Annotated in this window: 12 protein-coding genes; 7 read left to right on the forward strand and 5 right to left on the reverse strand. The window is 51.3% G+C overall.

What is annotated here, in order from left to right:
* Window positions 1–9 precede the first annotated feature (9 nt).
* The 5 genes from EIZ37_RS09185 to EIZ37_RS09205 all read left to right on the forward strand — a co-directional run bounded on the left by EIZ37_RS09185 (window position 10) and on the right by EIZ37_RS09205 (window position 6,042).
* Complete coding sequence (locus EIZ37_RS09185; protein ID WP_134684293.1) at window positions 10–1,572, forward strand: ATP-binding protein; 1,563 nt, start codon at window positions 10–12, stop codon at window positions 1,570–1,572.
* A complete protein-coding gene (locus EIZ37_RS09190; RefSeq protein ID WP_134684294.1) occupies window positions 1,569–2,270 on the forward strand; it encodes a response regulator in 702 nt (233 codons plus the stop codon). The genes EIZ37_RS09185 and EIZ37_RS09190 overlap by 4 nt, the downstream gene beginning before the upstream one ends.
* A gap of 93 nt (window positions 2,271–2,363) precedes the next feature.
* Window positions 2,364–3,923: an alkaline phosphatase family protein gene (locus EIZ37_RS09195; RefSeq protein WP_167568761.1), complete on the forward strand. Its 1,560-nt coding sequence runs from the start codon at window positions 2,364–2,366 to the stop codon at window positions 3,921–3,923.
* A gap of 103 nt (window positions 3,924–4,026) precedes the next feature.
* Window positions 4,027–4,377, forward strand: coding sequence for a hypothetical protein (locus tag EIZ37_RS09200; protein WP_134684296.1), 351 nt, complete (start codon window positions 4,027–4,029; stop codon window positions 4,375–4,377).
* Between the two features lie 108 nt (window positions 4,378–4,485).
* Window positions 4,486–6,042: a vWA domain-containing protein gene (locus EIZ37_RS09205; protein ID WP_134684297.1), complete on the forward strand. Its 1,557-nt coding sequence runs from the start codon at window positions 4,486–4,488 to the stop codon at window positions 6,040–6,042.
* 48 nt (window positions 6,043–6,090) lie between these two features.
* Here the strand turns inward: EIZ37_RS09205 and EIZ37_RS09210 are convergent, their stop codons facing one another.
* From EIZ37_RS09210 to EIZ37_RS09220, 3 genes are read right to left on the reverse strand one after another with little or no spacing between them, the layout of a single operon-like run.
* Window positions 6,091–6,501 carry a DUF5360 family protein gene (locus EIZ37_RS09210; protein ID WP_134684298.1) on the reverse strand — a complete coding sequence of 137 codons (411 nt, stop codon included), beginning with the start codon at window positions 6,499–6,501 and terminating at the stop codon, window positions 6,091–6,093.
* Complete coding sequence (locus EIZ37_RS09215) at window positions 6,498–6,893, reverse strand: DMT family transporter (protein ID WP_134684299.1); 396 nt, start codon at window positions 6,891–6,893, stop codon at window positions 6,498–6,500. The genes EIZ37_RS09210 and EIZ37_RS09215 overlap by 4 nt, the downstream gene beginning before the upstream one ends.
* Window positions 6,890–7,468, reverse strand: coding sequence for a TetR/AcrR family transcriptional regulator (locus EIZ37_RS09220; RefSeq protein WP_134684300.1), 579 nt, complete (start codon window positions 7,466–7,468; stop codon window positions 6,890–6,892). Before EIZ37_RS09220 ends, EIZ37_RS09215 begins: the two co-directional genes overlap by 4 nt.
* A gap of 174 nt (window positions 7,469–7,642) precedes the next feature.
* Between EIZ37_RS09220 and EIZ37_RS09225 the strand changes: the two genes are divergently transcribed.
* Together EIZ37_RS09225 and EIZ37_RS09230 are read left to right on the forward strand one after the other, a co-directional pair.
* Window positions 7,643–8,725 carry a YjgB family protein gene (locus EIZ37_RS09225; protein ID WP_134684301.1) on the forward strand — a complete coding sequence of 361 codons (1,083 nt, stop codon included), beginning with the start codon at window positions 7,643–7,645 and terminating at the stop codon, window positions 8,723–8,725.
* A 224-nt stretch (window positions 8,726–8,949) separates the two neighbouring features.
* The gene (locus EIZ37_RS09230) at window positions 8,950–9,795 is read left to right on the forward strand and encodes a DegV family protein (protein ID WP_134684302.1); all 846 of its coding nucleotides are present in this window, start codon (window positions 8,950–8,952) and stop codon (window positions 9,793–9,795) included.
* A gap of 69 nt (window positions 9,796–9,864) precedes the next feature.
* On the opposite strand, the gene EIZ37_RS09235 is transcribed toward EIZ37_RS09230, so the two are convergent.
* Both EIZ37_RS09235 and EIZ37_RS09240 read right to left on the reverse strand, forming a co-directional pair.
* Entirely contained in the window at window positions 9,865–10,578 is a 714-nt protein-coding gene (locus EIZ37_RS09235; RefSeq protein ID WP_134684303.1) for a hypothetical protein, read from the reverse strand.
* A 98-nt stretch (window positions 10,579–10,676) separates the two neighbouring features.
* Complete coding sequence (locus EIZ37_RS09240; RefSeq protein ID WP_134684304.1) at window positions 10,677–11,966, reverse strand: NCS2 family permease; 1,290 nt, start codon at window positions 11,964–11,966, stop codon at window positions 10,677–10,679.
* Between the last annotated feature and the right edge of the window lie 49 nt (window positions 11,967–12,015).

The raw sequence follows: 12,015 nt of genomic DNA on the forward strand, positions 1-12,015 counted from the left end.
TGGAAAATCATGCTGTTCTCGACGACAATCGTCCTGTTTTCCCTGATGATGGCCGGATTTGTCCATATCGGCAGCCTCATACGCCTGACCGAAGACGATCTGCGCCAAAGGATGCTGATCACCGCCAGGAGTCTCGCAGAAATTCCGGCCATATCGCAGGGGCTGGAAAATCCGGCCGGAGCCTCGCTGATCCATCCGATCGCCAAAAAGTTTCGGATTGTCAATAATGTTACCTATATTGTCGTTCTCGATATGAACCGTATTCGTCTGTCTGATCCGCTTGAGCACCGGATCGGCACTCCTTATGATGGGCGGGAAATCGAATCAGCCTTTGCCGAAAACTCGTATACCGAAAAAGTTCAGGGGGAACTGGGCACAGCGGTTCGCGCGTACGTCCCGGTCATGAACAAGGACCACATCCAGGTGGGCGTCGTCATCGTGGGTCATTTGCTTCCAAGCATCTGGGAGCTGCTCATGAATCAGCAGCATAACCTGAGCCTTACCTTTTCCTTTTCCCTGCTATTCGGGATTTTCGGTTCCTACCAGCTGGCGAAGCATCTGAAGCGGCAGATGTTTAATCTGGAGCCTCATGAAATCGCTCGCATTTTGGAGGAGCGCACGGCTACTTTTCACGCGATGCATGAGGGGGTCATCGCGATAGACAATCACGAACGGATCACCATCTTCAATGATAAAGCCAAACAGATTTTCCGGGTGAGCGGCGATGTACTGGGCAAACCGATACGCGAAGTCATTCCCGATACCCGACTGCCGGAAATCTTGGAGCTGCAGCAATCCATCTCGAATCAGGAGCTGCGCTTTGGCAATACCCTGCTCTGGTCCAACCGCTTTTTGATCAAAGTGAACAACAAACCGGTGGGTGCCATCGCCATGTTCCAGGACCGCACGGAGGTCGCCCGCATGGCAGAGGAACTGACAGGCGTCAAAGAGTTTGTCGACGCGCTGCGCGTGCAAAACCACGAATATATGAACAAGCTGCATACGATCGCCGGTCTGCTCCAGCTCGACCAGAAAGAAAAAGCATTGGCGTATCTGTTTGAAGTAAGCGAGGAACAGGAGGAGCTCGCCTCCTTCTTCACAACCCGGATCGCTGATACGAGCATCTCCGGCTTGCTGCTCAGCAAGATCCGCCGGGGAAAAGAGCTCGGCATCGATGTGGAGATTGACCGCAACAGCAATCTGGATCGCTTCCCTGCCCTGATGGATCATCATCATTTTGTGTTGATCCTCGGCAATCTGATTGAAAATGCGTTCGATTCCTTTGCCGGCATCCAGCGCAAGGATAAGCATATCCATGTAAGCATGGAGCAGGATGAGGATGTCTGCTCGATATTAGTGGAGGATAATGGATGCGGCATGAATGAAGAAACCTATCAGCGAATGCTGGAAAAAGGCTTTAGCACCAAGCAGACCCCCAATCGCGGCGTCGGCCTGCACCTCGTGAACCAACTGGTCATCAAGCATCATGGAGAAATGAAATGTGAGACAGAGCCCGGTATGGGGACGAGCTTTCTGATCACGTTCCCAATGAAAGGTGGTGCGCAGTCATGAAAGAACAGCCCTATCGAGTCGTCGTCATCGAGGACGACGCCATGGTGCAAGAGATCAACCGGCAATTCATCGATAACGATCCCCGCTTTCAAGTGGTAGGACTGGCAAGCAACGGAGCAGAAGGAATCGAGATGATCGCCCGGCTGCAGCCGGAATTGGCGGTGATGGACATTTTCATGCCCGCCCTGGACGGGATCGGCACACTGAAACGTCTGCGCAGCGAAGAGAACCCCATCGATGTCATCGTTGTTTCTGCTGCGAAAGATCCGGAGACCATCCAGACCATGCTGCGCGGCGGCGTGATCGATTATATTATCAAGCCCTTCAAAATGGACCGCATGAAGCAAGCGCTCGATAAGTACGTCCAGATGAAAACGCGCTTGCAGCAGGAGCGAAGCATCTCGCAGAAAGAGCTGGATCAATTTTTCCACGGACCGGTTGAAGCCGAGCCGGTAAAAAAAGAGCAGCTTCCGAAAGGCTTGAACGATATCACCCTGCAGCAAATCGTTCAACAGCTCACGCAAACGGCCGCCTCTTTTTCTGCCGAAGAAGTGGCGGAAAAAGTAGGAATCGCCCGGGTGACCGCCCGACGATATTTGGAATACCTCGAAAAAATCGGGCAAGTCAAGCGCGATGTCTCCTATGGAGGTGTGGGCCGCCCCACGAATCGATATGTTGCAGCTGCCCACCGTCTCTAGGGTGGCTCTTTTTTTGTGTCTTTTCGGTCGATATAGTTCTGCAAGCAGATGGATACAATAGGGAAAACCATTGCTGCAAGGAGCTTGTCCAACATGATACATAGAGTTTTGCCATTGATCCTTCCGATACTCCTGCTCTTTCTCGCTGCCTATCTGCTGATTTCGACAGGAGCTTTCCATTGGCAGGACAGCGCCGTTCGGACCACTGCCTCTCCCGCAAAACGAAAAGTGATTATCCTGCTGGTGGATTCCTTGATCGCGGAGTCGCTCGAACAGCTCGTGCGGCGTCATGAAGTACCTGCTCTCGCCTTTCTCTTGCAAAAAGGAGCCTATCGCCGCGACATGATCAGCTCGTTCCCCACTATGTCTGTAACCATTGACAGCACGCTCTTGACCGGCACATATGCTGACCAGCATCGGATCCCTGGTTTGCTTTGGTTTCACCCTGATGAACAGCGCACGGTCGATTACGGAGACGGCTTGCGCGTGGTCTGGAAGCCAGGTCCCTTTCAATGGCTTTCCGACAGCTTTTATCGGTTGAACCAGCAGCATTTATCGAAGCAGACCCCCACGCTGCACGAGGAGCTGGCCGCCAGAGGATATACAAGCGCTTCTATCAATGGCCTGTTATTTCGCGGACCGCGTACCCATCATTTCGGGATAAAAGCGGTCACGAGCCTAAAAGTCCAAGGCCCCGACCTGCTGGCTCTTGGCGGCGTGGCAAAAATAACCAAGCAGGCTTTGCCCGACGGACCGTTTCGCTCCATGGGCATGAATAACGACTATACGGCGCAAAGCCTGATCGCGCTGGTAAAGGAAAAACGTCTGCCGGATGTCACCCTGGCTTATTTTCCGGATATGGACGGAGAGCTGCATAAGCACGGTCCCGCCTCTCTGGAAGGCGTACGAAAACTGGATCAGCAGCTGCAGTCCATCCTGAATGCTTTTGGAAGCTGGGAGGAAGCACTGGATCGCCATGTCTTCATCCTTACCGGCGACAGCGGCGTCACAGCGACCCACGCGTCCAAGGAGGCGGCACTCATCGATATGGAACAGCTTCTTTCCGGACTTTCATTTTATCGGTTGGGAACACAGAAGAAACCGGAGAATGATGTCGCGGTCGCCGTCAATGGCCGGATGAGCTATGTCTACGCGCTGTCCGAGCGGGTGTCGATCCAGATGTTCATTGATCGTCTGGCACCCGAGAAACGCATCGACCTGATCGCATGGAAAGACCAGGAGTGGATCCATGTGCTGCGCGACGGCAAACAGCTGAGCTATCGGACTGGCGGCAAAGAGCTCGATGAATTTAACCAGCGCTGGGAGCTTCGCGGAGATCGGGATGTGCTGAAGCTGGAAGCTCGCAAGGAAGACGGAAAATGGTTCTCCACTGCCTATCCGGATGGTCTGCGCCGCTTGCACAGCGCCCTCCACTCCCATCCCGGGCGGTTTTTGATCTGTACGGCACTGCCTGGATCGGAATTTGCGGCAGATGGCGCCCCCAACCATCCCGGTGGCGGCAACCACGGCTCACTCGACGCCAGCGATTCCTTTTTTCCCTTCGCCGTCGCCACGAATGGGCCAATCCCGGAGCCGCCCCGACGAGTCGTGGACGTAAAAGCATACATTCTTTCCCTGCTTACGGGAACATAAGCGGCCAAGAATCAACCTGAAGGAGGATTTACGGCTTTTTCCCATCCCTTTACTGTAGAAAGCGAGTGATCTATCCCATACCGGATCGTGAGGTGATCAATGGATGAAAAAATGGAGCCGTACCCTGCTTGCTTCCGTCATGGCGCTTTGTCTGGCACTCCCGCTGTCTGCGCATGCGAATACGGAGCCACCCGATTTGACTCGGGCGAAGCAGAAGCAAGAGGAAAAAAAGAAGGACGAAGCAAATGGTGTCCCCGATGACTTACAAGCGTTTTTAGAAGACCTTCACAAGCGAAAAGCCGAGAAAAAAATCACACAGGAAGAATTCATGGACGAGCTGCTCGAATGGCTATTAAGCCACTCTGAATCGCCTGCAGACCGTGACAAACGGGACAGTGACAAGATCAACGACCAGACAAAGCCGACACTTCCTCCGAACCTCAAGCGTAACTAAGGCGCGACTTGAGGCGACCCGGGTCACAGTCGCACAGATCAAAAAGGAACGTTTCCACGCGAAACGTTCCTTTTTTTTCCACGTCCGATAAAAAAAGGGGGTATTGTCATGTATACAAAATGGGCTACGGGAACACTGGCTCTAACATTTTTTCTCACTGGCTGCGGTCACCAACAGGATGCACCTCAGGCCGGCCAAGCGAACAACCAGCCTGCCGCTGCACAAAGCTCAGACCGCTCCGGGACGATAACTGAAGCACATTCTGCTCCTGCTCCCAGAAGGGAAACGGAAAATATCGCCGGCTATGCCCTGCAAAAACCAGCACCAAGCCGACAGCCTGACGCTTTCTTTGAGAATTATGGCACCAACCCGTTTATCGCTACGGAGGATGATCATCTGTCCACCTTTGCCGTCGATGTCGATACTGGCTCTTATACAGTCGTACGCAACTATATCCACGAAGGCACCCTTCCCCCGGAAGAAGCGATACGTGTAGAAGAATTCATCAATTATTTCCCTGCCCCTTATCCCGCACCGACCAAAGGCACTTTTGCCATCCACACAGATGGTGCACCCTCCCCCTTCGGCAAAGGCTACGATCTCCTGAGAATCGGGATCAAAGGCAAAGAAATTCCTGTAACGAAACGCAAAGCCGCCCATCTCGTTTTTGTGATCGATGTGTCCGGCTCCATGAACGAGGAAAATCGGTTAGGCCTTGTGAAAAAGAGCCTGCGTGTGCTGGTCAATCAACTGACCGAAGACGACCAAGTAGGGATTGTCGTATATGGCTCCGAGGGCAGACGAGTGTTAGAGCCAACGTCCGTTGCCAAAAAGGAAAAGATATTGCAAGTGATTGACGAACTCGATTCGGAAGGCTCGACCAACGCCGAAGAAGGATTGCAGCTCGGCTATGCAATGGCGGCGGAAGCATTTGATGAAGAAGCCACCAACCGTGTCATTCTTTGCTCGGATGGTGTGGCCAATGTCGGCGAGACTGGACCCGACGGCATCCTGCGGACGATCGAGCAATATGCGAGCCGCGGCATTTTTCTCAGCACGTTTGGGTTTGGCATGGACACCTACAACGATGTGTTGATGGAGCAGCTTGCCGATAAGGGGGATGGCACCTACGCGTATATCGACAGCTTTTCAGAAGCCCGCCGCATCTTTACCGAGACGCTTACCGGCACCTTGCAGACCATCGCCAAGGATGCAAAGATCCAGGTTGAATTTGATCCGCAAAAAGTGGATCGCTATCGGCTGATTGGGTACGAAAACCGGGATGTGCGGGATGAGGATTTTCGGAATGATCAGGTAGACGGCGGCGAGGTCGGCGCTGGCCATACGGTAACCGCCCTTTACGAGGTCAAACGGAAAAACCCTTCCGATGACAGCCTGGGAGTGGTCCGCCTTCGTTATCAGCTTCCTGATTCCGGAAAGGTACAGGAGCTTCAGCAGCCGCTCCATTTGTCGCAGCAGCTGCCGCGAGATGTCCAGTTTTTAGCCGCCGTGGCCGAATATGGAGAGATCATGCGGAAAAGCTATTGGGCGAAAGATAGCTCCTTGCACGAGGTGCTATCCGTTGCGGAAGCCTCCGCACAAGGGGAAGAGCAATTGGAATTCGTTCGCTTGGTGAAAGACAGCATATCATTGGCGGGAGAATAGCGAAGAAAACGTAGCTATGCAAAGCATTTGCCAATGCATTCGCTGACCTTAGTTCACCGGACATTTGGTTTGCAATTCGTGCCCGCGCAAGAATCTGGGCAAAAACCATAACGGATAAAGGAGCAAATATAGATTGGGAATCCACCATGCCGGATCAAAATCCCCTGCGAATGTCCAAAAAGCGATCGCCTGAAGCCCCGAGCAAAAGGTGAGCACGAGCGAAACCAACGCAAGCGGCTGCCAGCTTTTCCTGCCTTTTCGATACGCATACAAGCTCGCCAAGCCTGTAATCGAAATGAGCAGATCAAGCGGAAGAAAAGAGAGATTCCATGCGATCAAATTAGGATCTCTATAATCTTGATAAAGGTACTCCGGTGGGATCAACCCCAAAAAAGTTACTGTCCAATAAAGAAGAAAGCCGATATCGGTAAACCAGAAAAATGCTTGCAAGCCTTTCATAAGCCCTCACCATCTCCAAGCGAAGCCGCGGAAGGCGACTGCTCCTGCACCGCCTTCCCGGCAGCTTCGCCGTGCGCTCCGCTGTTGAGATTGAGCAGCACGCATCCGACGATGATCAGCCCGATGGCAATTCCCTTTTGCCAAGTGATCTGATCATGAAAAAAAACAAATCCGATCACCGCGATCAATGCTGTTCCGATACCCGACCAGACTGCATACGCCGTCCCGACTTCCAGCTGTTTCAGCGCAAGGCTGAGTGAGCCGAGGCTTCCCAGATAAAAGACGATCATCAGCACGGTGGGAATCGGCTTGCTCATCCCTTGCGAGAGCTTCATACTAGTCGTCCCGGCAACCTCCAGACAGATCGCCATCATCATGTAGATCCAGCTCATTTTTGCTGCTCCTCCCCTTTTGCTTCCGATAGTAACCCCGATAATAAAATGTCTATGATCGCATCCAGCGCCTGGCTGACAGTCATCTCGTTTGTCACTGCGGACGGATTATTGACAATCTGCTCAAATGCACCGATATACATGTGAATGAAAACAGGTATCTGTATCCGACGAAAATGTCCTTGCTCCATCCCCGCTTCCATCAACTCCTGTATCTCCTCCCAGCCGAACTGCATGCACTGCTCCACCAATGCCCACTGCGCCGGGTAATATCGCTTCAGCTCATGCCAGACACGCAGATTGGTCAGTCCGTACGTCGCGGGCATGTTTGCCAAAAGCATGCGGATCTTCTCCACCAGATCAAGATCCGTCCGAGCTGCAATCAGCGTATGCTTCTCCATGATGTGATTGACCACTGCACGAATGATATGTTCGATTAATGCTTCTTTGGATACAAAGAAGCTGTACAACGTTTTCGTGCTTATTCCAGCTGCTTTAGCCAGATCGCTCATGGTGAACTTGAGTCCTTTTGCCTGGATTTCCTTTTCCGCCACTGCAATGATTCGTGCCTCCATCGGTAACCTCCAACAAACGAAAACTCGGAAAATATTTCGTTTTTTATATTTTCCACATTACTTGTCCATTCACTTTTTTGTCAATGATCTCCAAGTATATTTTTTAAAAAAACGGTAATAAATTCGCTCCTGATCCGTCCAATCTATGAGTAAGTTTGTTTAGGAGGGAATCCTTTGAAAAAAATCACATTCATTTCGTGCTCACTGCTTGCGCTTGGTGCTCTCTATTTTATTGGAATCGAAAAGGCCGGCCAGCTCTTTAAGCCTACAGCAGCCGCTTCTGCGACACTCCCGCGTGGAAGCAGCCCTATAGGTACGTCTGCGGATAAAGCTCATACTCAGGGAGTCGCCCCTGCAGCACAACAATCGCTTCTATCGTCCGTGATGAAATCGGCGCAATCAGGTCGCATCCTCGAGGGCCCCTTTCAATTGGAAAAAACGATGTTTGAGGATGTCACAGCCAAGTGGGGCGAACCGGAGCAGACCTTTTCAGCCAATGGCATCAGCTACGCTTCCTATTTGAAAGGACACCATACGATCATCGGGTACAACAAAGGGATGCAGGTCGTAGATATTCAGCTCTTTGATCCTCGCTTCTCCTCCATCCAGGAAACCGAGGTGATCCAGACACTGGGCCAACCCGCCTCTACCCAGGACCTAAGCGGACTCATCACCTACACCTACCCTGTGGATGACGGAGACAGGTTGCTTGTAAGCATGGAACAGCCTGCCAATGCCCCCGCAAAGGTGGTTACGTCCATCCGTCTTCTCTCCCCCGTGGGTATGCGCAATATCATGGCCATCGGCAGCAATCTCGAACTGGCAGAAGGGACGCGCTACCTCGCCACGCAAGGAAAGGTGCTGGGCAGTGACTCCCCGGTTGGACAGACCGTGTTCGAGACGGTGGAAAAAGAATGGGGACCACCCTATGCATCCAAAACGTCTCAAGGGATCACATATGCCAGCTACCCGTTACAGGGGATCGTCATCGGCTACAATAAAGGCATGCAGATCGTGGAGGAGCGTTCCTATGATCTGCGCCTGCGTGAGCTGACTCGCAGCGAGATCAAAAAGGTGTATGGCGAACCCAAGGAAACACGTACGTTCGGCGATCAAATCATCGATGTGTATCCGCTATCGGATCGTTACGAGGTGAAAATGGTCTATGCGCGCCCTACCAGCCAAAAACCTGATCCTCATGTCGACCATATGAACGTGCTGTATCCAAAAGGCTTTGTGAATTTGATGCTGCAGTAGGCAAGCTCCTTGTAAATTCTCCCCCTTCTATCAAAGGGGGGTTTTTTTATGAAATTGTTCGAAAGTAGTAATAATTTGACGTAGGCTTTCCTTGCTTTTCGTTATATGATGAAGCTGAACCTGTTTTTCAGCCATATTGACAACAGGCAAGAAATACCATCAATCAGTTCCCATGCATCTACCCGCCTGATCTGCCGAAATATGACCGAAACGAGGAACCATTCATGAAAAAGAAAATCGCCTGGATTACCGACAGCACCGCCTACATTCCGGAGGACTGGGAAGGCAAGCATGATGTTCATGTTGTCCCTTTATCCATCAGTTTTGAGACGGAAACTTTCGAAGACGGGATTGATCTTTTGCCCGACCAATTATATGAGCGCTTACAAAAATCCGAAACGGCCCCCAAAACATCGCAGCCGTCTATCGGAAAATTCGTGCAACTCTATGAAAAACTAAAAGAAGAGTACGAATGTGCTATAGCCGTCCACATTTCCAGCAAGCTGAGCGGCACGCTGAATACGAGCAAGCAGGCAGCGGAAATCGCCAATTTTCCTGTAGAAGTTATCGATTCCAAAATACTGTCCTATCCGCTCACCCTGTTGATCAAAAAGGGCATGAAGCTGACTGAGGACAATCTTGATTTTCAAAAAATCGCCTCTCTCCTCCGTGACGAGGTGGAAAAGTTTGAAAACTACTTCCTCGTCGGCAGCCTTGAACAGCTTTACAAGGGCGGAAGGTTGACCGGTGTCCAATATTTTCTCGGCAACCTGCTGCAGATCAGACCGATCATCCATGTCAAAGATGGACTTTTTGAAGTCTATGAGAAAGTCCGCTCCGAGGGAAAAGCGATCAAACGCATGCTCGAGCAGCTGGATGAAGCGAAAAAAGCCAACAAAGTCAGCAACATCCAGATCCTCCACGGCAACGTGCTGGACAAAGCCCTGGCCTTGAAAGCGAAAATCCAGGAAAAGTATCATGACATTCCGATCATGATCGGACCGATCAGCTCCACCATCGCGGTGCATGCCGGCGAAGGCACGCTCGCGATTGCCTGGATCAATGACTAAAGAAAAAGCTCGTCTTTCTCATTTTCAAATGAGGGACGAGCTTTTTTGCACTACATCATTTTTGCGACATTAATGAAAGTCAAAAAGTGTAGGAAACCCGGTTTTAACTCCCTTGTGCTCAATGATAATCGCCAGATATGGCAAAGAGGTTTTATCCCCTTTCTTAATCACACCGAAATATTGCGTATTGTCGGGAAATTCTAGATACACATGGGAAACTCGATCCTCTTCTATTTCGCTGTAATGCCATTTGATTCCGTTTTCGTAAGCGGCCTTCGAAGCAAGCCATTCCGCATTTTTAATCGGAATCCCTTGTTCGTCCAACGCCCACGTCAGAAACATCAAATCTCCATCGTATACGCTCATCTTTTCAGGCGGTCTGTTTACGTACTTTCTTACCTTTTCCTGTAACTGGGCATCTTCTGAAAAGGAATAGTATCCGACCACTTCCTCAAATTGACTTTCAAGTTGTACCCGTTCGCGGCTTTCTTTCCAATCTTGTATCGTATAAGGAGGCAAAAAGTGAACGAAGAAAAAGGTCGCGATTGCGAAAAGCAGCGTCATTACCTTAATGCGTTGATTGGGTACAGTCCGGCGAAATAATAGGTAAAACGCAATCGCGATACCCAGAGGAAATACAAAAGCTTCAAAACGGAAAAAGAAGAACGCAGACAAAAAGTAGAGGATGATTTTCCCCCAAAACCCTTTCTCTTCGCTTCGTTCCTGTAACGCGAGCACAATCATTAGCAGCAGAAAAAGTACCGCGATAACCCACCCTAGCATCCATTCATTCCCCTTCCTCTCCTTCTATGCTACATAAAACGGAGAGGAAAAAAAAGGAAAAAAACACGCACTCGCCTGAATGGATGGCTCTTTACCTCCTAATGTGCCGGAAAATACACCATCTGAATGACAAAAATCACCCCAAATACATACAAAATCGGATGCACCTCACGCCCCTTCCCGCTGACCAGCTTCATCAGCGGATAGGTAATGAACCCGATGGCGATTCCGGTCGCAATGCTGGACGTAAGCGGCATGCTCAACAGGATCGCAAAGGCGGGAAAGGCTTCGTCAAACGTATGCCAGTCAATCCGGGCAAGTCCTTCCATCATGAAGCAGCCGACGATGATCAGGACAGGAGCGGTAATCGCCGAGACGGAAGAGATGGCGCTGATCGCAGGCGAGAAAAACATGGACAGGAGAAAAAGAAGGCTGACGACCAATGCGGTTAAACCCGACCTTCCCCCTGCTGCCACTCCTGCGGACGATTCGATGTAGGCGCTGGATGGACTGGTGCCCAGCGTTGCCCCGACCGTCGTAGCCAACGCATCAGCCATCAAGGCAGCTTTCGCTCTTGGGAATGTTCCGTCTTTCATGATCCCTGCCTGTTCCGCTACCCCGATCATCGTCCCCGTCGTATCAAAAATGGTCACCAGCAGAAATGCAAAGACCACCGTGTAGAGACCGTGTTGAAAGACCCCGGGCAGATCCATATCAAAAAAGTCAGGTGTGGGCGGCACGGAAACCACGCCTTTGAAGCTGAGCATGCCTGCGAGGTACCCGGCCACTGCAGTGACGACCATCCCGATGAACAGGGCGCCATTCACCCGCCGCGCCATGAGAATCAGTGTCAAAAACAGACCCGCCAGCGTCAGCAGCGTGGCAGGCTGATGCAAATCGCCAAACCCGACCATCGTCGCAGGGTTCGCTACGACGATGCCGGACATCCGCAAGCCGATGAAGGCGATAAACAAGCCAATTCCGGAGGTGATCCCGTATTTCAGCGAGCTGGGAATCGATTGGATCAACGTCTCCCGCAGCCGGGTAAAGCTTAGCAGGATAAAGATCAGACCAGCGAGAAAGACCGTACCAAACACCATCTGGTAAGAGACCCCGTGAGAAGCGACGACACTCGCAAAGTACGCATTCATCCCCATCCCGGGTGCAATCGCGATGGGATGCTTGGCAAACAAAGCCATGATGCCCGTACCGAGGGCGGCGGAAAGGATCGTTGCCATAAAGACTTGTTCAAACGGCACGCCTGCGGAGGAAAGGATCGATGGGTTCACCACGACAATATAGACCATCGTCAAGAAGGTAGTCACCCCAGCGATGATCTCCGTTCGCACGGTCGTGTTTCGTTCCTTTAAGCCAAAAAATCGCTCCATACAGCCACCTCCTTGTTGAAAAACCGTCACTTTTGTTTTTTCATTATTT

The organism is Brevibacillus migulae (assembly GCF_004521915.1).
GTDB lineage: Bacteria > Bacillota > Bacilli > Brevibacillales > Brevibacillaceae > Brevibacillus_F > Brevibacillus_F migulae.